This window comes from Pseudomonas sp. 8Z, from assembly GCF_902506535.1.
In the GTDB taxonomy this organism is placed as follows: Bacteria; Pseudomonadota; Gammaproteobacteria; order Pseudomonadales; family Pseudomonadaceae; genus Aquipseudomonas.
Map to the genome: position 1 here is coordinate 1,546,943 of NZ_LR733827.1, position 21,796 is coordinate 1,568,738.

A 21,796-nucleotide genomic window follows, 5' to 3' on the forward strand; every position below is an offset into this window, starting at 1 on the left:
ACTTACTTGTGGTACGGATGGCCGGACAACACAGTCCAGGCGCGATAGATCTGTTCGCCGATAAGGATACGCACCAGCGGATGCGGCAACGTCAACGGCGACAACGACCAGCGCTGCTCACTGCGCGCACACACCTCAGGTGCCAGCCCTTCCGGGCCGCCAACCATGAGGTTGACGGTACGCGCGTCCAGACGCCAGCGATCGAGCTCAGCCGCCAACTGCTCGGTGCTCCATGGCTTGCCATGGACTTCCAGAGTGACGATACGTTCCCCCGGCTGCACCTTGGCCAACATCGCCTCGCCCTCCTGACGGATCAGGCGGTTAACGTCGGCGTTCTTGCCACGGGTACTCAGCGGGATCTCGACCAGATCCAGCGGCAGCTCGGCAGGCAGGCGTTTGACGTACTCCTGCCAGCCCTCCTCGACCCAGCGCGGCATGCGCGAACCGACGGCAATCAGCTTGATCCGCATACAGCCAGCTTACTCGCCGCCGTGCTGGGCGCGGCTCTGCTCGGCGCCCTGCCAGAGGCGTTCGAGGTCGTAGAACTGACGTGCGGTCGGCAGCATGACATGGACGACGATATCGCCCAGATCGAGCAGCGCCCACTCGCCGCTGTCCAGACCTTCGCTGCCGATGGCACGCACGCCATGCTCCTTGACCTTCTCCAGCACGTTGTCCACCAGCGCCTTGACCTGACGGCTGGAGCTGCCGCTGGCAATCACCATGAAATCGGTGATGCTGGTTTTTTCCTTGACGTCGATGACGGTAATGTCGGCGGCCTTGATCTCTTCCAGCGCGGCGACAGTGATCTTGACCAGCTCTTCGCTGGGCATGTTCTGATTCTTCATAGGTGACTCGTTTGCCTCATGTAATGGATGCACGCTCGCGCGACATCTCAAGCGTTCGGCGCACCATAAAGCTGGTGCGCCTGGATATAGGCCAGTACCGCGTCCGGCAGCAGATAACGCGCCGATTGACCGCTGGCCAGCAATTGCCGGATCTGCGTGGCAGACACCGCCAGTGGCGTCTGCCAGATGAAACTGATTTGCCCACTGGCCCCGGTCAGGCTCAGCGGATCGCTGACGTTGCGTGCGGCCAGCAGATCGCGCAACGCCTCGGGTGCCTCACTGTCGGCATCCGGCCGTTGCAGCACCAACAGGTGGCAATGCGTCAGCAGTTCCTGCCAGCGGTGCCAGCTTGGCAGGCTGCAGAAGGCATCCCAGCCGACCAGGAGAAACAACTGATCGTCCGCCGCCAGTTCACCGCGTACCGACTCCAAGGTCTCGACCGTGTAAGACGGACGATCCCGGCGCAGCTCGCGGTCATCGACCGACAGCCTTGGCTCGCCCGCCACGGCCAGCTCGACCATGGCCAGACGCTGCTCGGCGCTGACCTGTGGCGCTTCCCGGTGGGGCGGACGTGCACTGGGCAGCAACCGCAACTCGTCAAGCGCCATGAACTCGGCCACTTCCAGCGCCGCACGCAAGTGGCCGATATGCACCGGGTTGAACGTGCCCCCCAGCAGGCCTATGCGTCGGGCCATCAGGTGCGGATATGCCCGTCGCCGAAGACCACATACTTCTGACTGGTCAGCCCGTCCAGCCCCACCGGGCCACGCGCGTGCAACTTGTCGGTGGAAATACCGATCTCCGCGCCCAGGCCATACTCGAAACCATCGGCGAAACGCGTCGAGGCATTGACCATCACCGACGCGGAATCCACCTCGGTGAGGAAGCGCCGCGCGTCCGTGAAGTTCTCGGTGATGATCGAATCGGTGTGCTGCGAGCCGTAGTGGTTGATGTGCTCGATGGCAGCGTCCAGCGAATCGACGATACGAATGGCCAGGATCGGCGCGTTGTACTCGGCGAACCAGTCATCCTCGCTCGCTTGCAGCACATCACTGCCAAGCAGTTCGCGGGTGGCGGCATCACCGCGCAGCTCGACACCCTTGTCGCGGTAGATGGCGGCCAGCGGCGGCAACACACGCGCGGCAATGGCTGCATGCACCAACAGGGTTTCCATGGCATTGCACGGCGAATAACGCTGGGTCTTGGCGTTGTCGCAGACACGGATGGCCTTGTCGAGATCGGCAGCAACGTCGACATAGACGTGGCAGACACCGTCCAGATGCTTGATCACCGGCACCTTGGCATCGCGGCTGATACGCTCGATCAGACCCTTGCCGCCACGCGGCACGATCACGTCGACGAACTCCGGCATGGTAATCAGCGCGCCAACGGCAGCGCGGTCGGTGGTTTCCACCACCTGCACGGCGGCGGCAGGCAGATCGGCTTCGGCCAACCCCTGCTGGATGCAACGAGCAATCGCCTGGTTGGAGTGAATCGCCTCGGAGCCACCGCGCAGGATGGTGGCGTTGCCGGACTTCAGGCACAGACTGGCGGCATCGATGGTCACGTTCGGCCGCGACTCATAAATGATGCCGATAACACCCAGCGGCACACGCATCTTGCCCACCTGAATGCCAGACGGCAGGTAACGCATACCTTCGATCTCGCCGATGGGGTCAGGCAGCGTGGCGACCTGACGCAAGCCCTCGATCATCGAGTCGATGACCTTCGGCGTCAGCGCCAGACGGTCGACCATGGCTGGTTCCAAGCCGCTGGCGCGCGCGGCGGCCAGATCCAATTCATTGGCGGCGGCAAGTTCAACGCGAGCGGCGTCGAGGGCATTGGCGGCGGCCTGCAAGGCGCGATTCTTCTGCGCGGTGCTGGCCCGAGCGAGCACCCGCGAGGCCTGGCGGGCAGCCTGGCCCAGGCGGGTCATATAGTCGTGCACGGACTCGGTCATGGCGGCGGAGGTCTGGCAGTTGAAAAAAGGGGCTGATTATAGCGGGCCTGGGCCTCGCCGCACAGCCACGCCCGGCAAGCGGTCGTGATATGCGCTTTGCAAGCCCGTTGGATTGGCAACGCCAGGGCGGCAACCACTCCACATGGGCAAGCAACCGAATAATCTACGACACCTGTATGCACTTAGAGCCGACAAGCAGGACAGGCCTAGGCCGAAACGCTCAGACAACCAGGCTTTGCTGCTGACGCGGCCTATCAGTCACTGACGACCGATGTAGCAAGGCGCCTGCAAGAACTCAGCGAGCAATAGCCTGGCATACCAGCCACGCAGCAGAGCGAACCACCTTTTCTAACGACTGAACGCAATCGAAACCGCATGTTAGGAACGCCGGATTTAAGATCATTGGTTAGAAACCCTGAAGATGGCACCATGACATCATTCGCTCGCCCCACGCTCAATCTCAACTGCCAGTCGCACACAAGGAACCACATTAGATGGAACTTCTCCTCCTCGGCGCCGTTGCGGCGCTGATTTATTTCGTTATCCAAAGCACCAAACACCAGAAAGCCAGAGCTGCGCTTCTGCTTGAGCGGAGCTATCTGCAAGACAACATTAAGCAGCTCAACGAGCTTACGGAAGCACAACGGCGTGAAATCGAGGCATTGCTTGATGAGGCACGAGTAGCTGCTCAGCGCTACATCGAGCAAGGCAACAGACTGGCGACTCTCCAGGCACAGCTAGAGCGCTACCAGGCTCTTACTGATGTGGAGGCTGAGGTTGCCCGACTGGATAAGGAAATCAAATCGCAGAAAGACGAGATGCTCAAGGTCACTCGCCAGCGCCTGGAGCAAGCGGAAGCAAGACTTTCGAGCGCGCTGCTTGAGGCCGAGCAAATTGTCGACTCTGCACATGCAAAAGCAGAAGAGATTGCAGGGGAGGCCTATGCTGCCGCAGGACGTTTGAAGGAATTGACAGAGGCGGCAGCCGCGATCAAGAACAAGATCGAAGGTTACGGCGATGCGTACATCATCCCGATTTATCACTTGCTAGATAACCTTGCTGAAGAAATTGGGTATACCGAGGCAGGCCAGAAGCTCAAGGATGCTCGCGAGCTATCAAAGCTTATGGTGAAGAATGGGCAGGCTGCCATCTGTGACTATGCCGAGGCAAACCGTCGCACTACGGCGATCCGATTTGTCACGGACGCCTTCAATGGCAAGGTGGATTCAATCCTTTCTCGGGTCAAATCGGACAACCACGGGACGCTTGAAAAAGAAATCAGAGACTCGTTCGCCTTGGTCAATATCAACGGTGCATCATTTCGTAACGCCAGAGTCACTGAAACCTACCTGCAGGCTCGCCTGGAGGAGTTGCGCTGGGCCGCAACGGCTCAAGCAATACGTGATCAAGAGCGCGCAGAACAACGAAGATTGCGTGAGCAGATTCGCGAAGAAGAGAAGGCTCGCCGAGAATACGAGCGAGCTATCAAAGAAGCGGCCAAAGAAGAGCAAAACCTACGCAAGGCTATGGACAAGGTCGAAGCGCAGGTTGCTGCAGCATCTGAGGCACAGCGCGCAGAGTTCGAAGCCAAGCTAGCAGCCCTTCAGGAGCAGTTGCGCCAAGCAGAGGAAAAGAACCAGCGGGCCCTCTCGATGGCCCAGCAAACCCGCACAGGCCATGTCTATGTCATCTCGAACATAGGCTCATTCGGTGAGGACGTATTCAAGATCGGCATGACTCGTCGTCTGGAGCCTAATGATCGAATTCGTGAGCTGGGTGATGCCAGCGTGCCCTTTGAATTTGACGTGCATGCCATGATCTTCAGTGAGGACGCTCCTGGCCTGGAGAAACAGTTGCATCGCCACTTCCTGCGGCAGCAGGTCAACAAGGTCAATCCGCGTAAAGAGTTCTTCCGCTTAGGGATTACCAACATCAAGCAGGAACTCGAAGTACTGGGCGTGCAGACGCAATGGACCATGGCTGCTCAGGCTCGTGAGTACCGTGAAACATTGCAGATCGAACAACAGATTCTGGAAAACCCGGCCGTTGCTGCGGAATGGACGCGCCACCAAATGGAGTATGAAGAGGTGGAGGATGAGGCCGTCATCGATTGATGCCTCTTTTGGGGACAATGTCAGCAACTCATGGGTGCAGTCACGGTCAGAACCCTGCATGTTAGACCTTAAGAAACGCGTGGATATCGCCTTATTCAGGCATTTTTAAGGTGCTTATTGCTATGCTCGCGCTCCCTGATGCGGACACTGCGAGCCTGTATGCCCGACGCCATGCCCCTTGCTCTGCCCTGGCACGAAGCCAAGCCGCTGGCCGATGCCTTCTTTGATCGTGATGCGCAGCGGGTCGCGCAGAACCTGCTGGGCAAGGTGATTCGCCATCGGGTCGGCGACCTCTGGCTCAGCGCGCGAATCATCGAAACCGAGGCCTATTACCTGACCGACAAAGGCAGCCATGCCTCACTCGGCTACACGGAAAAACGCAAGGCGCTGTTCGCAGATGGCGGGCACATTTACATGTACTACGCGCGCGGGGGTGATTCGCTCAACTTCAGCGCTCAGGGCCCTGGCAACGCGGTACTGATCAAATCCGGGCACCCGTGGATCGACGCCATCAGCGGGGCCGAGTCCCTTGCCGCTATGCAACGCAATAATCCAGACAGTCAGGGCCGGGCACGCCCAGCAGAACGCCTATGCGCAGGGCAGACGCTGCTGTGCAAGGCCATGGCCCTGAAAGTGCCGGACTGGGACGCGCAGCGCTTCGACCTGACGCGCTTGTTTGTCGAAGATGTCGGCGAACAGCCGCAGCAGATTATCCAATGCGCGCGCCTGGGCATTGCCCACGGGCGCGACGAACATTTGCCCTACCGTTTCGTCGATGCGGCCTATGCACGCTACTGCACGCGCAACCCAATGCGCCGTGGCCAGGTCGAAGGACGCGACTATCAACTGTTGGTGCCGGAGTACGCCCCATCATGATGCAGTGGTTCGACAATCTATCCACCTGGCTGCAAGGCAGCCCACACTGGCTGGCGCTGGCCATTTTTATAGTCGCGACCCTGGAATGCCTGGCCGTGGCCGGGATCATCATTCCCGGTACCGTGGTGCTATTCAGTCTCGCGGTGCTGGCTGGCAGTGGCGCCCTGGAGCTGTGGCAAACCTTGCTGCTGGCCTACGTCGGCGGCCTGCTCGGGGACGCCATTTCCTACGCGCTGGGCCGGCGCTTTCACCAAGGCATCAGAGGCCTTCCCGTATTGCGCGATCACCCTCAGTGGCTCAGCGGAGCAGAAGGCTACTTCCAGCGCTACGGCGTCATCAGTCTACTGATCGGCCGCTACATCGGCCCGCTACGCCCGATGCTGCCACTGGTAGCCGGCATGCTGGACATGCCTGTGGTGCGCTTCATCTTGGTCAGCATGATCGCCGCCGCTGGTTGGGCCGTCGCTTATATGCTGCCCGGATGGGCGACCGGCGCGGCTCTTCGCTTGCCTTTGCCGGAGGGCTTTTGGAGCGCTGCCGGTATCGTCAGCGCCTGCCTGGCGGTGATGCTGTTGCTGATCATGCAGGCCAGCCTGCGTGAGCAACGCTGGAGCAGCCTGCTCGCGGCAGTTCTGAGCGCCATCGCGGCGGCGGCCATCCTGATTGGGTTCACCCATCTGGACAGCCTTGATCGCGGTCTGATGACCTTGGTGCAGAGCGAGCGCAGCGCCGCACTCGATCCGTTCGTGGTGCTGATCACTCGGTTCGGCGACTTTCACATACAACTTGCCGCCGGCATCGTGCTCGTACTCTTGCTGCTGATTGTGCGGCGCTGGCAAGCCGGGCTGTTCGTCGCCTGCAGCCTGCTGCTCAACTCCGTCACCACCACGGGGCTCAAGCATCTACTGGAGCGCGCGCGACCGGATGTGCTGCTGCAGCCGCTGGACACTTACAGCCTGCCCAGCGGGCACAGTTCAGGAGCCTTCGCCTTTTTTCTCACCCTGGGCGTACTGGCTGGCCGTGGCGGCCCGGCACGCACGCGCCTGACCTGGCTACTGGTCGCCAGCCTGCCAGCCTTGGCCGTTGCCTTGTCGCGGGTTTATCTGGGCGTACACTGGCCCAGCGACATCATCGCCGGTGCCCTGGTCGCAGCGACGTGCTGCGCCTTGAGTCTGACCCTGACCCAGCGCACAACACTGCTGCAGCCGTTACCGCCGAGGGTATGGTGGCTGGTGCTGAGCATATGCGCAGCGCTGTTCGGTGCCATGGTCACCTGGCAGCTCTCCGCCACCCTGTTGCGCTACAGCTACTGAAACTAAGCGTCGCCCTGCAGGCGCTCCAACAGCACCTGCAGGCGCTCCAGACGCAGTGTCGGGTCGCCCTGCTGCAGCAGTTCCAGCTTCTGCGCGGGTTCCAGCGGCAACAAGTAGGCTAGCTGGTTGGCCAGTTGCTGCTGGCCATCGACCAAACTAGCCATACCGAGACCGGAGACCAGTGGATGCTCGGCCAGCGCCGTGAGCAGCGCGGCCAGATCGGCATGCTCGGGCAGCAGCGGGTAATCGCTCTGCTCGTCCAGCCAGTGCACGTCGGCGATGGTCAACTGATCTGGCAGAACCTGGGCCCGCTCGACGCGAAAACGCCGGCCACCCTCGACACGGATACCCAGCAGGCCATTGGGGCGCTGCTGGAAGTCGCGCACCAGCGCTTCGCAGCCGATGGCGGCGAACTGACTGGCCGCCTCGCCGGCCTCCTGCCCCTCGACGATGCACACCACGCCGAAGCCGCTACCCTGCTTCATACAGCGGCTGATCATGTCCAGATAACGCGCCTCGAATATCTGCAAATCGAGCATGCAAGCAGGAAACAGCACGGTATTGAGCGGAAATAAAGGCAGGTTCATCGGTAGGCGGCCTTGCGCAACGTATCGGTGCTGCGCAGTGTGCCAGAGACGAACGGCCAACTCACACTAGCAGCGCGACGCCCAGAGGCAGCAAGACGGCGGTAATCACCCCCATCAGGCTCATGGCCAGCGCAGCGAAGGCGCCACTTTCATCGCTGTCCTGCAGAGCCCGCGCCGTGCCCACGGCATGCGCGGTGATGCCCAGCGCCAAGCCCTGGGCAGCCGGATGATGCACGCGGCACAGACGCAAGATGGTAGGCCCGACAATGGCGCCAATGACCCCGGTGATCATCACGAACACCGCCGCCAGAGCGGCGATACCGCCGATTTGGTCAGCCACCAGCATGGCTATCGGCGAGGTCACTGACTTCGGCGCCATACTCATCAGCATGACCGGCTCGGCACCGAACACCCAGGCCAGGCCCACCCCCATGACGGTGGCAAAAGTACCGGCCAGCGCCAGAGTCAGGATGATCGGCCAGAACAATTGGCGAATACGCCGCAGATTCAGATACAGCGGCACAGCCAGCGCCACCGTCGCAGGGCCCAGCAACAGGGTCAGCGCGGCCACGCTGTTCTTGTATTCGGCAAAGCTCAGGCCGCTGAGCAAGAGGATGGTGATGACTGTCAGCATGGACACCAGCACCGGCTGCAGGAAGACCCAGCGCGTGCGTTCATAGGCGGCCATGGCCAACTGATAGGCCCCCAGGGTGATGCCGATACCGAACAACGGGTGATGCGTCAGCGCCAGCCAGGCGCCCTGCCAATCGGGACTCATGCGTCCTCCCGGCGTTGCTGGCGCTCGATCAGTTTTTGCATCAACCAACCGGCGAAAGCTACCGACAGTAGCAGTGAAAGCAACAAGGCACCGGCTACCGACCAGAAGTCAGCGGCGATATCACTGGCATAAGCCATCACCCCCACAGCAGGGGGCACCAGAATCAACGGCAGGTATTTGAGCAGACTGCTGGAGGCGACACTGAGCGGCTCGCCCACTTCGCCACGCAGCATGAGAAACACGAACAGCAGCAGCATGCCGATGATCGGCCCCGGCAGCATGGGCAGTAACAACACATTGAGGGCAGTACCGAGTAGCTGGCACAACACCAGCCAGGACAAGCCGCGAAGCAGCATGAATCTATTCTCCGAACGACAGACGATAACCGGCAGCGGCCTGAACACAGGCGTGCGCTCATCCTTGATGAGATGGCGGCCATTATAGGCCCGATGCTGCGGTATCGGCCCCGCTCTTGCTTATGCAGGCTGGCCTATGCCGCGTCATTCAGTCCACCTAGGCACACTTGACCGGCTGCCGCCCCCATGCTGATCTAGGCTGCAGCAGTTTCACGACACCTGCGTCCTCAAGGAGGAATCATGCCCTTAGTACCCGTAGCAGAACTGAAGGATCACATCGGCAAGGAGCTCGGCAAGTCCGACTGGCTGACCATCGACCAACAACGCATCAACCAGTTCGCCGAGTGTACCGGCGACCACCAGTTCATCCACGTCGACCCGGAAAAGGCCAAGCACACCCCGTTTGGCAGCACCATCGCCCACGGTTTTCTCTCGCTGTCGCTGATCCCCATGCTGATGGAAAACATCATGGTGCTGCCGCAAGGCCTGAAAATGGCCGTCAACTACGGCATGGACAGCGTGCGCTTCATCCAGCCGGTGAAGGTGGATTCGCGCGTGCGCCTAGTCGTGACCCTGACCGACGCCAACGAAAAAAACCCTGGCCAATGGTTGCTCAAGGCCCGCGCCGTACTGGAGATCGAAGGCCAGGAGAAACCGGCCTATATCGCCGAACCGCTGACCCTCTGCTTCGTCTGATCCGCTGCGGCGGGCCTGCCTGGCCCGCCGCCTCAATCGTGCTCGGCTAGAGCAAGAACGCCCATGCATGGGGCATACTGCGTGTCGTTGCTTTCGACTCGGATGTCCACCATGTTCTCAACGCCCCTGCGCCTTGCGCCCCTTTGCCTGAGCTTGCTGCTCGTCGCCTGCGACGACGTGCGCCAGGTGCTGCCGCCCAATGCCGTGCTACCAGACGGCGGACAGTACCGAGGGCAAGTGGTGAACGGCCTGCTACAAGGCCCAGGTCGACTCGACTACCGCAACGGGAGTTGGTTCGTCGGCCAGTTCAAGGACGGCCTGCTGGAAGGCACCGGCGAATGGCAAGGGCCAGGTGGCGAGCATTACCAGGGCGAGTTTCACGAAGGCATGTTTCACGGCCAGGGTACGCTCACCTACAGCGACGGCAGCCGCTACGAAGGCGCCTTCGCGCGCAACCGATTCCATGGCGAAGGCGTGCTGGAACAGGCCGGGCAGCGTTACCAGGGGGAATTTAGCAACGACCGATTCAACGGCTTGGGTACGCTAACACTCAGCGACGGCAGCAGCTTCCAGGGCCAGTTCGTCAACGGCCAACCCGAGGGCCAGGGCGTACGCAAAGATGGCTACGGCAACCAGTACAGTGGCCAGTTCAGCCAGGGGCAGCTCAACGGCCAGGGCAGCTACACCAGCGGCGACGGCGACACCTACAGCGGCGGTTTCCAGAACAGCCAATTCCACGGCAAGGGACGCTATCAAAGCGGCAACGGCGAGGTCTGGGCAGGCGAGTTCGTCGACGGCTCGATGCAAGGCTCTGGCGAATATATCGGTGCCGACGGCAGCCGCTACCTGGGCCAGTTCGAGGACTGGCGCTACGAAGGTGAAGGTCTCCTGACGCTGGCTGATGGCAGCGTCTACCAGGGCCACTTCTCGGCAGGTCAATACAGTGGCGAGGGCCGCCTGGATCAGGCCGATGGCACGCGCCTGGCGGGCACCTGGCAACGCGGCCGCCTGATCCGCGACGCCGAGGGCCACCTACTGCCAGACAGCCTCGAACAAGGCCTGCTCAACCAAGGCCGCCTGCTCGATACCGCCATCGCGGCGCTGCCAAATTCGACACCACAGCGCGAACTTTACGCCCTGACCCTCGCTGGCGACGGCAAACAGAGCGTGTTCATGCGTGAAGCCGACTATGTCGCCCGCCTGCTACGCGAACGCTTCGGTGCCTACGGCAACATCACCCTGGTCAACCACCGCGACCACCTCGCCGACCGCCCACTGGCCACGCGCGAGAACCTCGCCCGCGCAGTCAAAGCCATCGCCGAGCGTAGCGGCCCCGAAGACCTGGTGTTCATCTACCTGACCAGCCACGGCTCCCGTCACCACGAGCTAAATCTCGACCAACCCCGCCTGCAGCTCGCCGACCTGCCAGCCAGCGAACTGGCCGCCGTGCTCGCACCGCTGAAAGATCGCGACAAAGTGGTGGTGATCTCCGCCTGCTACTCCGGCGGTTTCATCCCGCCATTGAAGGATGACAGAACCCTGATCATGACCGCCGCACGGGCCGACCGAGTGTCCTTCGGCTGCAGTGAGGATAACGACTTCACCTACTTTGGCCGCGCCCTATTCGCCGAAGCCCTCGGCGAAACAGACAACCTCGAACGCGCCTTCGAACTGGCCAAGGAACGCGTCGCCGAGCGCGAGCAGAGCGACGGCTTCGAACCTTCCGAACCGCAGATCTGGGCGCCTCGCGAAGTGCTCCAGCAATGGCGCAACCTGCGTCAGAGTCAAGCCGAACGCGCCTTGAGCGCCGTGGCCAGCACACCTGCAAACGACTAAGCTCAGCGCTAACGGACAAGAGAGACTCGAATGCATCTGACCCCACAGCACATCATGATCGCAGGGGCCACTGGCCTCACCGGCGAATACCTGCTCGATCGCCTGCTCAGCGAACCCACGGTCGCCCGCGTCCTGGCGCCGACGCGCCGTCCGCTGGCCAGCCATCCGCACCTGGAAAATCCCCTCGGCGACCTCGACCAGTTACTGAGCACCCTCAGCGGCCCCGTGGACACCGCCTTCTGCTGCCTGGGCAGCACCCTCAAACAAGCGGGCTCGCAAGAGGCCTTCCGCGCCGTCGACCACGATCTGGTGCTGGCCTTCGCCCGCCGCGCACGCGAACTGGGCGCGCGCCACCTGGTGGTGATCAGCGCACTCGGCGCCGACCCGCAATCCTCGGTGTTCTACAACCGCGTCAAAGGTGAAACCGAAGGCGCGCTAAAAGCCATGGACTGGCCACAACTGACCATCGCCCGCCCCTCCCTGCTGCTCGGCGCACGCCGCGAGTTTCGCCTGGGCGAACGCCTGGCCGCACCGCTGCTGCGCTGGCTGCCGGGCAAATACCGCGGCATCGACGCCAGCGTTCTGGCCCGCGCCCTCTGGCGCCTGGCGCTGGAAGAAGAGAACGGCACGCGCGTGATCGAATCCGCCGACTTACGCCGCCTGGGACGCTGACGCCATGAGCAATCTGATCGACGCACTGCAAAACGCCGACATGCTGGAAATCGACGGTCTGCACGCCTGGCAGTTCGAGCTGGACGATGAGCTGTCGCAAAAAACCGACGCCGATGCCGAGCAGCCCGTGCTGTGGATCGAATGCATCGACGGTCGCACCACACGTCGCTGGCAATTCAGCCTGAGCGCTGTGCGCGCCGCCACGCACGATGCACAAAACGACATCTGGACGCTCACTGATACCAACGGCAGCCACCCGCTCAAGTGCTTTGCCGCCTTCCGCGGCGATAACCTTGATGAGGATGGCGACGAAGCGCCATAAACCAGAGCAAGCCACCCGTGAAGGTCGAGCGCCTAGCGAACGCTGAGCCATGAAAACGCCGCATAGCGTTAACTGCGACGAAAAACCGCATTATGGGGCGGATGAGGTCATGAAAATAGCGCATCTGTCTGTAACCCGACCGTAACGCCCCTTGACGCAGAGCGCGCCTCACGCGCAGCATGGCCGCTTCATAAGCCGTGGTCACGACCACAACGGTGCTCCAGGATGGGCTGCGCCAGGGCAGCGGGAAGCTGACTGCGGCCACGACAGTCACTGGGGAACCGTTTCATGAGCCTGGCTTCTGTTCGCGCCTTCTTCGCCGCCAAGGCGCCCGACATCGCGATCATCGAACTGCAATCCAGCACCGCCACGGTGGCCCTGGCCGCCGAGGCACATGGCGTGCAACCGGGGCAGATCGCCAAGACCCTAGCCTTTTGCATCGCACAGCGTGACGTGCTAATCGTCACCCGTGGTGACGCCCGCATCGACAACGGCAAGATGAAGGAATGCTTCGGCGCCAAGGCACGCATGCTCGATGCACAGACAGTGATCGAGCTGACCAGCCACCCGGTCGGGGGCGTCTGCCCGTTCGGCCTGGCCACTCCCTTGAGCGTGTACTGCGACCGCTCGCTACTGGCCTTTGACGAAGTGCTGCCCGCCGCCGGCGCCACTCACAGCGCCGTGCGTATCGCCCCGCAACGCATGGCCGAACTGGTAGATGCCGAGTGGATCGATGTATGCCAGGAAGTGGAAACCGAAGCCCACTAAAGCCAGATGGCCGCTCAACTCCTAGCCCGAGTGCTATCGGGGGACAGCGCGCCAAACCTCACCATTTGCCCCCCGCAGATCCGCGTTACAGCCCACCACTGACACCCAGGTTCACACCCAGCGCCGCAGCCAACGACAAAGGCAGCAACAGGGTATCGAGCAGCGCACTACCCGGTAGATCCAACCCCGGATAAATCGGCGCCTCGGCACCAAAACGATCCATCGGGCAGCAGCCGCCCTTGATCGCGTACCAGTCCAGACGAGTACCGGCGTACACCACCGGCGCACCAGGTTTGGCCGCATCCAGGGTGCGTACGGTGGCGCAGCCCGTCAGGCTCAACAACGCCATTGCACAGGCAGCCAGACGCATGGCGTTAGTCATCGGACACCATATGATGCTCACCCCAGCGTGGCAGCATGTCCTGGGGAATGCCCAGGCAGTTGAGGATGCGCGCAACGACGAAATCCACCAGATCATCGAGCGTCTGCGGCTGGTGATAGAAACCAGGCGAGGCCGGCAGAATGGTCACGCCAAGGTTCGACAGTTTGAGCATGTTCTCCAGATGAATGCTCGAATACGGCGCCTCACGCGGCACCACAATCAACTGACGACGCTCCTTCAGCGCCACATCGGCGGCGCGTTCGATCAGGTTGTTGCAAGCCCCCGTGGCTATCGCCGACAGAGTGCCGGTGCTGCATGGCACCACCACCATCGCGGTCGGCGCGCCGGAACCGGAGGCGGCGGGCGCCATCCAGTCTTCCTTGCCGTAGACGCGAATCTGCCCCGGCGCGGCGCCGGTGTATTCGGTGAGAAACTGCGCCATGGCCTGCGGTTTGGCTGGCAGGGCCACATCGGTTTCGGTGGCCATCACCAATTGCGCGGCCTTGGAGATCAGGAAGTGCACCTCGCGCTCCTCCTGCACCAGGCAATCGAGCAGACGCAGCCCATATTGCGCGCCGGAAGCGCCCGTCATGGCCAAAGTAATACGTTCGGGACCGCTCATCGATGCTCCGTTGGGCGGGGACAACCCGCCGTTTTTCCACACTTGGCGGGTTTCACCCGCCCTACAACCCAGCTAGCCGCTCAGACCAGGGCCTTGGCCCAGCCCGTAGGGCGGGTGTAACCCGCCGACTTGCCACACTTGGCGGGCTTCACCCGCCCTACAACCTAGCTAGCCGCTCAGGCCAGGGCCTTGGCCAGTTTGCCGTGCAACCCACCGAAACCGCCGTTGCTCATGATCACCACCTGGGTGCCAGGCCGCACCAGGGCCTTTACGCCATCGATGATCGATTCCAGCGAATCGCACACCTGCGTCGGGTTAGATGCCTGCGCCACAGTGGCGGCCAGGTCCCAACCAAGATTAGGTGGCGCGTACCAGAACACCGCATCGGCCTGCGCGGCAGATTCGGCCAGGCCGTCGCGGTGGGCGCCGAGCTTCATCGAATTGGAGCGTGGCTCGATCACCGCAATCACCTGAGTATCGTCGCCGACGCGTTTGCGCAGGCCATCGAGCGTGGTGGCAATCGCCGTCGGATGGTGGGCGAAGTCGTCGAAAACCGTCACGCCATTCACCTCAGCGACCTTTTCCATACGCCGCTTGGCGTTGACGAACAAACCCAGCGCCTCGATGCCCAACGCCGGCACCACGCCGACATGCCGGGCGGCAGCGAGCACGGCCAGGGCGTTGGCGACATTGTGCTGACCGGTCAGATTCCACTGCACGGTGCCTTCGACCTTACCGTCGAAGCTCACCTCGAAGCGCGAGCCGTCAGCGCTGAGCAAGCGCGCTTGCCACTGACCGCCCTCACCGGTGGTCTGCACCGGCGTCCAGCAGCCCATCTCAATCACCCGCGCCAGCGCGGTTTCGCTGGCTGGATGAATCACCAGCCCCTGGCCTGGAATGGTACGCACCAGATGGTGGAACTGCCGCTCGATTGCCGCCAGATCGGGGAAGATATCTGCGTGATCGAACTCAAGATTATTGAGGATCGCCGTACGCGGGCGGTAGTGAACGAACTTGCTGCGCTTGTCGAAGAAGGCGCTGTCGTACTCGTCAGCCTCGACCACGAAGAATGGCGTACCACCCAGCCGTGCGGAAATGCCGAAGTTCTGCGGCACGCCGCCAATCAGAAAGCCAGGGCTCATCCCGGCATGCTCCAGCACCCAAGCCAGCATGCTCGAACTGCTGGTCTTGCCGTGAGTGCCAGCCACCGCCAGCACCCAACGCCCCTGCAATACGTGATCGGCCAGCCACTGCGGGCCGGACACATAAGGCAAGCCCTGGTTCAGCACGTATTCCACCGCTGGGTTGCCACGGCTCATGGCATTGCCCACCACCACCAGATCGGGCGCCGGTTGCAGGTGCGCCGGATCATAGCCCTGCATCAGCTCGATGCCCTGGGCTTCGAGCTGGGTGCTCATGGGGGGGTAAACATTGGCATCAGAGCCGGTGACACGATGGCCGAGTTCCTTGGCCAGAACGGCCAGCGACCCCATGAAGGTGCCGCAGATACCGAGAATGTGGATGTGCATGGATGTCCTCGAAAACCGCCCGCACGGGGCCTTGAAACAATCGCCGCAGGTTAGCACAGCGCTACGGCTCTGCTCTCTGACACAGGCGAGTTCGGCAAGTTGCCAGCGAGAAATTCAAACGCTCGCTTGGATTGCGCTTTCAATCCGCTTTGAGGCAGCATCGAAACGCCCGCTGGATCGACACATACCATTACAGAAGCCGAGGCCCGCCATGCGTATCGTCCAAGCCACCCTGGAGCACCTGGACCTGTTGACCCCGCTGTTCGTCAAATACCGCGAGTTCTACAACGAACTGCCCTACCCGGAGTCGTCGCGCAAATTCCTCGAAAAGCGCCTGCGCCGCAAGGAATCGGTGATCTACCTGGCCATGCCCGACGACGAAGACAAGCTGCTCGGCTTCTGCCAGCTCTACCCCAGCTACTCCTCGCTCTCGCTCAAGCGCGTGTGGATCCTCAATGACATCTATGTCGCCGAAGAGGCCCGCCGCCAATTGGTCGCCGACCGCCTGCTGCATACCGCCAAACAGATGGCCAAGGAAACCAACGCTGTACGCATGCGCGTGGCCACCAGCCGTGATAACGAGGTGGCGCAGAAGGTTTACGAGTCCATCGGCTTTCGCGAAGACGAGCAATTCAAGAACTACGTCCTGCCCATCAGCGAAGACTGAGATGCCTGCCGGGCGCTGGCTTGCCGCAAGCAGCCAACGCCCTTAATGTGGCCGGGTTTTCCAGCGCGAAGCACTCCCCATGTGGTCACTCAAGGCCTGGCGCCGTCGCCGCACCCTCGAACGCAACCCTGTCACGCCCGAGCAGTGGGCCGCAGTGCGCCAGCGCCTGCCGATTCTCGACGGCCTGGACGAAACCGAACTGCAACACCTGCGTGAACGCGCCGTGCTGTTTCTGCACGACAAACACCTCACCGCCCTGCCTGGTGTCGAACTCGGCCCGGTCGAACGCCTGCTGCTGGCAGTGCAGGCGCAACTGCCGCTGCTGCACCTGGGCGATCTGGACTGGTATCAGGGCTTTCACGAAATCGTCCTCTACCCCGGCGACTTCCTCAGCCCGCAGCGCCACCGCGACGCTGCCGGTATCGAACACGAATGGGACGATGAGCGTAGCGGCGAAGCCTGGCAGCAAGGCCCGGTGATCCTCGCCTGGCCCGGCGTCGAAAGCAGCGGCGGCTGGGAAGGCTACAACCTGGTGATCCACGAACTGGCGCACAAGCTGGACATGCTCGAAGGCGGCGCCAATGGCCTGCCGCCGCTACACGGCAACATGCGCGTGCAGGATTGGGCGCAGGCAATGCAAAGCGCCTATGACGTTCTCAACGCCGAACTGGATGCCGCCCCCGACGCCGAGACCGCCATCGATCCCTACGCCGCCGAAGACCCTGCGGAGTTCTTCGCCGTAACCAGCGAATACTTCTTCAGCGCACCGGATCTGCTGGCAGACGCCTTCCCCGAGGTTTATCGGCAACTGGCGCTGTTCTACCGCCAGGACAGCCTGGCGCGCTTACAGCGATTGCAGGTGGAACACCCTGACTATCAAAAGGTCGAAACCGCGACCAATGGCTGAGCAGGCTGACGTAGTAACGCATTACGAATATGCCTATAATGCGCCCCACTTTTTTGGCCCTCCCTGGGAGTTCCCCCATGAGCTACAGCAAGATCCCGGCTGGCAAAGACCTGCCGAACGACATCTACGTTGCCATCGAAATCCCGGCCAACCACGCGCCGATCAAATACGAAATTGACCATGACAGCGATTGCCTGATGGTCGATCGTTTCATGGCCACCCCGATGTTCTACCCGGCCAACTACGGCTTCATCCCGCACACCCTGGCCGACGACGGTGACCCCCTCGACGTGCTGGTCGTGACCCCTTACCCGGTTGCGCCAGGCTCGGTAATCCGCGCCCGTCCGGTTGGCGTCCTGCACATGAGCGATGAAGCCGGCGGCGATGCCAAACTGGTTGCCGTACCGCACGACAAACTGACCGTTCTCTACAAAGACGTTCAGGAATACACCGACCTGCCCGCGCTGCTGATCGAACAGATCAAGCATTTCTTCGAGAACTACAAGGATCTGGAGAAGGGCAAGTGGGTAAAAGTAGAAGGCTGGGGCGGCGCTGAAGACGCTCGTAGCCTGATCAACAAGGCAGTCGCGGCTTACCAGAAGTAAGCCCTGACACCTCCTAAAAGCCGGCCACAAGCCGGCTTTTTTATGCCTGTTTTCCGCCAACATTCGCCCCCAGCTTCAACCATGAGACCGCCTCGCAGAGTGATACTGGCGCCATGCCTGCATTCGGCTCTGGTAAAGTCCACGGCACGCCATAAGGACGTAGCAGGTCATGGACAAAAAATCGCTTTCCGAGCGCGACATCTGCAGCAAATACATCACCCCCGCCATCACCGCTGCGGGCTGGGATCTGCACAAACAAGTGCGCGAAGAAGTCAGCTTCACCAAGGGCCGCATCATCGTGCGCGGCAAGCTGCACAGCCGTGGCGAAGCACGCCGCGCCGACTACATCCTCTATCACCAACCCAACCTGCCCATCGCCGTCATCGAAGCCAAGGACAACAAGCACTCCCTGGGCTCCGGTATGCAGCAGGCGCTCGGTTATGCCGAATCACTCGACGTGCCCTTCGTGTTCTCCAGCAACGGCGATGGCTTTCTCTTCCATGACCGCAGCGGCACCGGCAGCCAAGTGGAAACCGCGCTGAGCCTCGACCAATTCCCCAGCCCGGACGAACTCTGGCAACGCTATTGCCAGTGGAAGGGCCTCGATGCCCCGGCCCGGCAGAAGGCTCAGGCGCCGTACTACGACGACGGCTCGGGCCATACGCCGCGTTATTACCAGATGAACGCCATCAACCGCACGGTCGAGGCCGTCGCACGCGGGCAGGATCGCATCTTGCTGGTGATGGCCACCGGCACCGGCAAGACCTACACCGCCTTCCAGATCATCTGGCGCCTGTGGAAGTCCGGGCAGAAGAAACGCATCCTCTTTCTCGCCGACCGCAACATCCTGGTCGACCAGACCAAGACCAAGGACTTCAAACCCTTCGGCCCGGCGATGACCAAGATCGCCAAGCGACAGATCGACAAGTCCTACGAGATCTACCTGTCGCTGTACCAGGCCGTCACAGGCGCCGAAGAAGACAAGAACATCTACAAGCAGTTCTCGCCCGAGTTCTTCGACCTCATCATCATCGACGAATGCCATCGCGGCAGCGCCGCTGCCGACTCTGCCTGGCGCGAGATACTCGACTACTTCTCCAGCGCCACCCACATCGGCCTCACCGCCACGCCCAAGGAAACCAAGGAGGTTTCCAGCAGCACCTACTTCGGCGAGCCGGTGTACAGCTACAGCCTCAAGCAAGGCATCGAAGACGGCTTCCTCGCGCCCTACAAGGTGGTACGCATCGACTTCGACAAAGACCTGCAAGGCTGGCGCCCGCCCAAAGGCATGCGTGACAAGAACGGCGAACTGATCGAAGACCGCATCTACGACCTCAAGGACATGGATCGCCACCTGGTCATCGAAGCACGCACCTGGACAGTGGCGGCCAAGGTCACCGAGTTCCTCAAGGCCACTGACCCGTACCAGAAGACCATCATCTTCTGCGATGACATCGACCATGCCGAACGCATGCGCTCAGCGCTGTTCAACCTCAACCCCGAGCGCATCGCCGAAAACCGCAAGTACGTCATGCGCATCACCGGCGATGACCAGGAAGGCAAGGCCGAGCTGGACAACTTCATCAACCCCGAACAGCGCTACCCAGTAATCGCCACCACCAGCAAGCTGCTGACTACCGGCGTGGATGCCCAGACCTGCAAGCTGATCGTGCTCGACCAGCACATCAAGTCCATGACCGAGTTCAAACAAATCATCGGCCGTGGCACGCGCATCAACGAGGATTACGGCAAGTACTGGTTCACCATCATGGACTTCAAGAAAGCCACCGAACTGTTCGCCGACCCCGCCTTCGATGGCGAGCCGGTGGTGATCTACAACCCCGAAGGTAACGCAACGCCCGTGCCGCCAGACAGCCCGCTGGACGATGAAGACGGCATCGTCGACGGTGGCGATTGGCTGCCCGATGAAGGCGAAACCGACGACGGCGACGAGAGCGGTAAAAAGCGCATCAAGTACGTGATCGACAGCGTACCGATCTACGTCATCGCCGAGCGCGTGCAGTACTACGGGCCGGACGGCAAGCTAATCACCGAATCGCTGCGCGACTACACCCGCACCTGCGTGCAGAAGCAGTTCGCCTCGCTCGATGACTTTCTGCGCCTGTGGAGCAGTGCCGAGCAGAAGAAAGCCATCATCGACGAACTCGCCGCCCAGGGCGTGATGTGGGAAGCACTGGCCGAAGAAGTCGAGGCCAAGCGCGGCCAGGCCCTCGACCCCTTCGACCTGATCTGCCACATCGCCTTCGACCAGCCGCCGCTGACCCGCAAGGAGCGCGCCGAGCAGGTGAAGAAGCGCAACTACTTCGCCAGATACTCCGGCGCCGCCCGCCAGGTGCTGGAAGCCTTGCTCGACAAATACGCCGACACCGGCATCGAGCACATCGAAGACATCCGCATTCTCCAACTCGACCCGTTCCGGCAAATCGGAGCGCCGATGGAGCTGGTCAGGGCGTTTGGAGGGAGGTCATCTTTCAAGGCGGCGGTATACGACCTGGAGCAAGCCATCTATGAGCGTGCTCAATGAGTCGAGTGTTTTGCATCAGTGCGGGGCAGCTACAAGTCAAAAAAGCAGATACCCCCATCAACCGCCGCCATCAATATCTGAACTACGGTTTGCTTTCTCTGGCGACGGTTCTGCATCGCCATGGCTTCGACCCGGTAGTGCTTCACGGGCATTTCGATCGGCCAGAGGCGCTGTTTCTGGAGGCTGAGCGCCTGGGGTTGAACGACTCGTTACCGGTGCTCATCTCGCTGCCCAGCTTCTATGCAGTAGAGTGGGCCAACCTTTTCATGCAACAGGCTAAAGCACGTTATCCCTTGATACGCTTCATTGTCGGGGGACGCTGGGTTGTGGGTGATAACCCAGAGCGCCTCAAAACCCTACTACTACTAGCAGACCGTGTGATATCTGGCTTGGCTGAGAGTCAGATCGTCGAGTTATTGGGCGGCGCGCGAAATGCAGCCGGACTGCTATTAGGGAGTCCGGCGCCACAAAGCTCGACACTGGATTATCGGCTGCTACATCAACGCGAGCTCTACCAGCCCAGCATCGAAGTTTCACGCGGCTGCGGCATGGGCTGTAATTTCTGCCAGGAACGTAGCGAGCGCCTTCAGCCACTCAAACCTGCCAGGCAAGTAGTGGAGGAGCTTACAGCGACCTTGCTGCATGACAACCTGATCGAAATGACACCGTATTTTGAAGCCTCGATGTTTGTCCCCACACGGCCTTGGGTCGATGATTTTTCCAAGGTACTCACCGAGACTGGGCTGAAGCTGCGCTGGCGAAGTGAGGGACGTGTCGACAATATCCGCCCGGAGCTGATGCCACATCTTGCAGCCACAGGCCTGACGATTCTTGATCTGGGGCTGGAGAGTGCCAGCCCTCAACAGTTGCAGCGGATGCAGAAAAGTAAGAAGCCACAAGGCTACTTGGACAGAGCCTCCCGCTTACTGGAGGCTTGTGCCGCCAATGGCATCAAGGTCAAAGTGAATCTGCTGCTGTTCGCCGGCGAGACCGATGACACCGTGGCTGAAACGCTCCACTGGCTGGATGCCCGCAGAGATCAGTTCTATGGCGTCTCAGTTGGGCCGGTCATCGCTTATGGCTGGCCCGAGGAGAGCGCAAGTTATCTGAGTGAACTCGCCGCTTTTGGCGCCTCGCTCAGCCACTCGCCTTGCCTGGGCGTGAACCACCTTGATCTCAGCCCACAGATGAATCACGAACGCGCTTTGGCGGTCTCACGCGAAATCAGCCAGCGCTACATGAGTGCGGAACGCTATTACCGGCTCAAGTCTTTTTCCTACTTCGCACGTGACTACCGCTACCAAAACTTTCTCGAAGATGTGGCCAACACAAACGTGCCGCTGAGCTTTGATACCTCCCGTCTTACTTTGCCGCCCCGCAAAGATTGCCATTCCCCTGAATTAGTTGTGTAAG

23 protein-coding genes are annotated in these 21,796 nt (G+C 61.4%); 13 read left to right on the forward strand and 10 right to left on the reverse strand.

Annotated features, from left to right (window positions below):
* Positions 1 to 2 precede the first annotated feature (2 nt).
* The 4 genes from rlmH to AERO9A_RS20000 all read right to left on the reverse strand — a co-directional run bounded on the left by rlmH (position 3) and on the right by AERO9A_RS20000 (position 2,808).
* Entirely contained in the window at positions 3 to 470 is a 468-nt protein-coding gene (rlmH, locus tag AERO9A_RS19985; protein WP_159973653.1) for a 23S rRNA (pseudouridine(1915)-N(3))-methyltransferase RlmH, read from the reverse strand.
* 9 nt (positions 471 to 479) lie between these two features.
* Entirely contained in the window at positions 480 to 833 is a 354-nt protein-coding gene (gene rsfS / locus AERO9A_RS19990; RefSeq protein ID WP_256666034.1) for a ribosome silencing factor, read from the reverse strand.
* Between the two features lie 62 nt (positions 834 to 895).
* The gene (gene nadD / locus AERO9A_RS19995) at positions 896 to 1,543 is read right to left on the reverse strand and encodes a nicotinate-nucleotide adenylyltransferase (RefSeq protein ID WP_159973655.1); all 648 of its coding nucleotides are present in this window, start codon (positions 1,541 to 1,543) and stop codon (positions 896 to 898) included.
* Positions 1,543 to 2,808: a glutamate-5-semialdehyde dehydrogenase gene (locus tag AERO9A_RS20000; RefSeq protein ID WP_159973656.1), complete on the reverse strand. Its 1,266-nt coding sequence runs from the start codon at positions 2,806 to 2,808 to the stop codon at positions 1,543 to 1,545. The genes nadD and AERO9A_RS20000 overlap by 1 nt, the downstream gene beginning before the upstream one ends.
* Before the next feature lie 494 nt (positions 2,809 to 3,302).
* Here AERO9A_RS20000 and AERO9A_RS20005 point away from each other — a divergent pair, with 494 nt between their 5' ends.
* The 3 genes from AERO9A_RS20005 (at position 3,303) to AERO9A_RS20015 (ending at position 7,111) form a co-directional block, all read left to right on the forward strand.
* The gene (locus AERO9A_RS20005; RefSeq protein ID WP_159973657.1) at positions 3,303 to 4,922 is read left to right on the forward strand and encodes a DUF4041 domain-containing protein; all 1,620 of its coding nucleotides are present in this window, start codon (positions 3,303 to 3,305) and stop codon (positions 4,920 to 4,922) included.
* Between the two features lie 159 nt (positions 4,923 to 5,081).
* Positions 5,082 to 5,798: a DNA-3-methyladenine glycosylase gene (locus AERO9A_RS20010; RefSeq protein ID WP_159973658.1), complete on the forward strand. Its 717-nt coding sequence runs from the start codon at positions 5,082 to 5,084 to the stop codon at positions 5,796 to 5,798.
* Complete coding sequence (locus tag AERO9A_RS20015; protein WP_159973659.1) at positions 5,795 to 7,111, forward strand: bifunctional DedA family/phosphatase PAP2 family protein; 1,317 nt, start codon at positions 5,795 to 5,797, stop codon at positions 7,109 to 7,111. The genes AERO9A_RS20010 and AERO9A_RS20015 overlap by 4 nt, the downstream gene beginning before the upstream one ends.
* A gap of 2 nt (positions 7,112 to 7,113) precedes the next feature.
* Here the strand turns inward: AERO9A_RS20015 and AERO9A_RS20020 are convergent, their stop codons facing one another.
* The 3 genes from AERO9A_RS20020 to AERO9A_RS20030 all read right to left on the reverse strand — a co-directional run bounded on the left by AERO9A_RS20020 (position 7,114) and on the right by AERO9A_RS20030 (position 8,832).
* Positions 7,114 to 7,698, reverse strand: a complete 585-nt coding sequence (locus AERO9A_RS20020) for an LON peptidase substrate-binding domain-containing protein (protein ID WP_159973660.1) — start codon at positions 7,696 to 7,698, stop codon at positions 7,114 to 7,116.
* A 61-nt stretch (positions 7,699 to 7,759) separates the two neighbouring features.
* Entirely contained in the window at positions 7,760 to 8,476 is a 717-nt protein-coding gene (locus tag AERO9A_RS20025) for an LrgB family protein (RefSeq protein ID WP_159973661.1), read from the reverse strand.
* Entirely contained in the window at positions 8,473 to 8,832 is a 360-nt protein-coding gene (locus tag AERO9A_RS20030; RefSeq protein WP_159973662.1) for a CidA/LrgA family protein, read from the reverse strand. Before AERO9A_RS20030 ends, AERO9A_RS20025 begins: the two co-directional genes overlap by 4 nt.
* A gap of 240 nt (positions 8,833 to 9,072) precedes the next feature.
* Here AERO9A_RS20030 and AERO9A_RS20035 point away from each other — a divergent pair, with 240 nt between their 5' ends.
* From AERO9A_RS20035 to AERO9A_RS20055, 5 genes are all read left to right on the forward strand, one after another.
* Entirely contained in the window at positions 9,073 to 9,528 is a 456-nt protein-coding gene (locus tag AERO9A_RS20035) for a MaoC family dehydratase (RefSeq protein WP_159973663.1), read from the forward strand.
* Between the two features lie 111 nt (positions 9,529 to 9,639).
* Entirely contained in the window at positions 9,640 to 11,364 is a 1,725-nt protein-coding gene (locus AERO9A_RS20040) for a C13 family peptidase (RefSeq protein ID WP_159973664.1), read from the forward strand.
* A gap of 30 nt (positions 11,365 to 11,394) precedes the next feature.
* On the forward strand, positions 11,395 to 12,036 hold the full coding sequence (locus AERO9A_RS20045) for an oxidoreductase (RefSeq protein ID WP_159973665.1): 642 nt from the start codon (positions 11,395 to 11,397) through the stop codon (positions 12,034 to 12,036).
* 4 nt (positions 12,037 to 12,040) lie between these two features.
* On the forward strand, positions 12,041 to 12,358 hold the full coding sequence (locus AERO9A_RS20050) for a DUF5629 family protein (RefSeq protein ID WP_159973666.1): 318 nt from the start codon (positions 12,041 to 12,043) through the stop codon (positions 12,356 to 12,358).
* Positions 12,359 to 12,646: 288 nt separating this feature from the next.
* Positions 12,647 to 13,126 carry a YbaK/EbsC family protein gene (locus AERO9A_RS20055; RefSeq protein WP_159973667.1) on the forward strand — a complete coding sequence of 160 codons (480 nt, stop codon included), beginning with the start codon at positions 12,647 to 12,649 and terminating at the stop codon, positions 13,124 to 13,126.
* A gap of 85 nt (positions 13,127 to 13,211) precedes the next feature.
* Here AERO9A_RS20055 and AERO9A_RS20060 read toward each other — a convergent pair whose 3' ends face one another.
* The 3 genes from AERO9A_RS20060 to mpl form a co-directional block, all read right to left on the reverse strand.
* A complete protein-coding gene (locus tag AERO9A_RS20060; RefSeq protein WP_159973668.1) occupies positions 13,212 to 13,508 on the reverse strand; it encodes a YceK/YidQ family lipoprotein in 297 nt (98 codons plus the stop codon).
* Positions 13,501 to 14,130 carry a flavin prenyltransferase UbiX gene (gene ubiX / locus AERO9A_RS20065; protein ID WP_159973669.1) on the reverse strand — a complete coding sequence of 210 codons (630 nt, stop codon included), beginning with the start codon at positions 14,128 to 14,130 and terminating at the stop codon, positions 13,501 to 13,503. Before ubiX ends, AERO9A_RS20060 begins: the two co-directional genes overlap by 8 nt.
* Positions 14,131 to 14,306: 176 nt before the next feature.
* On the reverse strand, positions 14,307 to 15,659 hold the full coding sequence (mpl, locus tag AERO9A_RS20070; protein WP_159973670.1) for a UDP-N-acetylmuramate:L-alanyl-gamma-D-glutamyl-meso-diaminopimelate ligase: 1,353 nt from the start codon (positions 15,657 to 15,659) through the stop codon (positions 14,307 to 14,309).
* Positions 15,660 to 15,870: 211 nt separating this feature from the next.
* On the opposite strand from mpl, the gene AERO9A_RS20075 reads away from it, so the two are divergent.
* The 5 genes from AERO9A_RS20075 (at position 15,871) to AERO9A_RS20095 (ending at position 21,795) form a co-directional block, all read left to right on the forward strand.
* Entirely contained in the window at positions 15,871 to 16,326 is a 456-nt protein-coding gene (locus tag AERO9A_RS20075) for a GNAT family N-acetyltransferase (RefSeq protein ID WP_159973671.1), read from the forward strand.
* Between the two features lie 79 nt (positions 16,327 to 16,405).
* Positions 16,406 to 17,233: a zinc-dependent peptidase gene (locus AERO9A_RS20080; RefSeq protein ID WP_159973672.1), complete on the forward strand. Its 828-nt coding sequence runs from the start codon at positions 16,406 to 16,408 to the stop codon at positions 17,231 to 17,233.
* A gap of 77 nt (positions 17,234 to 17,310) precedes the next feature.
* Positions 17,311 to 17,838 carry an inorganic diphosphatase gene (gene ppa, locus AERO9A_RS20085; RefSeq protein ID WP_159973673.1) on the forward strand — a complete coding sequence of 176 codons (528 nt, stop codon included), beginning with the start codon at positions 17,311 to 17,313 and terminating at the stop codon, positions 17,836 to 17,838.
* A gap of 169 nt (positions 17,839 to 18,007) precedes the next feature.
* Positions 18,008 to 20,383 (forward strand): EcoAI/FtnUII family type I restriction enzme subunit R, encoded by a 2,376-nt coding sequence (gene hsdR / locus AERO9A_RS20090; protein WP_159973674.1) that lies wholly within the window; start codon positions 18,008 to 18,010, stop codon positions 20,381 to 20,383.
* On the forward strand, positions 20,380 to 21,795 hold the full coding sequence (locus tag AERO9A_RS20095; protein WP_159973675.1) for a radical SAM protein: 1,416 nt from the start codon (positions 20,380 to 20,382) through the stop codon (positions 21,793 to 21,795). The genes hsdR and AERO9A_RS20095 overlap by 4 nt, the downstream gene beginning before the upstream one ends.
* Position 21,796 lies beyond the last annotated feature (1 nt).

Coding starts and splice junctions, on each gene's coding strand:
- rlmH (WP_159973653.1), bottom strand. CDS start 470: ATGCGGATCAAGCTGATTGCCGTCGGTTCGCGCATGCCGCGCTGGGTC.
- rsfS (WP_256666034.1), bottom strand. CDS start 833: ATGCCCAGCGAAGAGCTGGTCAAGATCACTGTCGCCGCGCTGGAAGAG.
- nadD (WP_159973655.1), bottom strand. CDS start 1,543: ATGGCCCGACGCATAGGCCTGCTGGGGGGCACGTTCAACCCGGTGCAT.
- AERO9A_RS20000 (WP_159973656.1), bottom strand. CDS start 2,808: ATGACCGAGTCCGTGCACGACTATATGACCCGCCTGGGCCAGGCTGCC.
- AERO9A_RS20005 (WP_159973657.1), top strand. CDS start 3,303: ATGGAACTTCTCCTCCTCGGCGCCGTTGCGGCGCTGATTTATTTCGTT.
- AERO9A_RS20010 (WP_159973658.1), top strand. CDS start 5,082: ATGCCCGACGCCATGCCCCTTGCTCTGCCCTGGCACGAAGCCAAGCCG.
- AERO9A_RS20015 (WP_159973659.1), top strand. CDS start 5,795: ATGATGCAGTGGTTCGACAATCTATCCACCTGGCTGCAAGGCAGCCCA.
- AERO9A_RS20020 (WP_159973660.1), bottom strand. CDS start 7,698: ATGAACCTGCCTTTATTTCCGCTCAATACCGTGCTGTTTCCTGCTTGC.
- AERO9A_RS20025 (WP_159973661.1), bottom strand. CDS start 8,476: ATGAGTCCCGATTGGCAGGGCGCCTGGCTGGCGCTGACGCATCACCCG.
- AERO9A_RS20030 (WP_159973662.1), bottom strand. CDS start 8,832: ATGCTGCTTCGCGGCTTGTCCTGGCTGGTGTTGTGCCAGCTACTCGGT.
- AERO9A_RS20035 (WP_159973663.1), top strand. CDS start 9,073: ATGCCCTTAGTACCCGTAGCAGAACTGAAGGATCACATCGGCAAGGAG.
- AERO9A_RS20040 (WP_159973664.1), top strand. CDS start 9,640: ATGTTCTCAACGCCCCTGCGCCTTGCGCCCCTTTGCCTGAGCTTGCTG.
- AERO9A_RS20045 (WP_159973665.1), top strand. CDS start 11,395: ATGCATCTGACCCCACAGCACATCATGATCGCAGGGGCCACTGGCCTC.
- AERO9A_RS20050 (WP_159973666.1), top strand. CDS start 12,041: ATGAGCAATCTGATCGACGCACTGCAAAACGCCGACATGCTGGAAATC.
- AERO9A_RS20055 (WP_159973667.1), top strand. CDS start 12,647: ATGAGCCTGGCTTCTGTTCGCGCCTTCTTCGCCGCCAAGGCGCCCGAC.
- AERO9A_RS20060 (WP_159973668.1), bottom strand. CDS start 13,508: ATGACTAACGCCATGCGTCTGGCTGCCTGTGCAATGGCGTTGTTGAGC.
- ubiX (WP_159973669.1), bottom strand. CDS start 14,130: ATGAGCGGTCCCGAACGTATTACTTTGGCCATGACGGGCGCTTCCGGC.
- mpl (WP_159973670.1), bottom strand. CDS start 15,659: ATGCACATCCACATTCTCGGTATCTGCGGCACCTTCATGGGGTCGCTG.
- AERO9A_RS20075 (WP_159973671.1), top strand. CDS start 15,871: ATGCGTATCGTCCAAGCCACCCTGGAGCACCTGGACCTGTTGACCCCG.
- AERO9A_RS20080 (WP_159973672.1), top strand. CDS start 16,406: ATGTGGTCACTCAAGGCCTGGCGCCGTCGCCGCACCCTCGAACGCAAC.
- ppa (WP_159973673.1), top strand. CDS start 17,311: ATGAGCTACAGCAAGATCCCGGCTGGCAAAGACCTGCCGAACGACATC.
- hsdR (WP_159973674.1), top strand. CDS start 18,008: ATGGACAAAAAATCGCTTTCCGAGCGCGACATCTGCAGCAAATACATC.
- AERO9A_RS20095 (WP_159973675.1), top strand. CDS start 20,380: ATGAGTCGAGTGTTTTGCATCAGTGCGGGGCAGCTACAAGTCAAAAAA.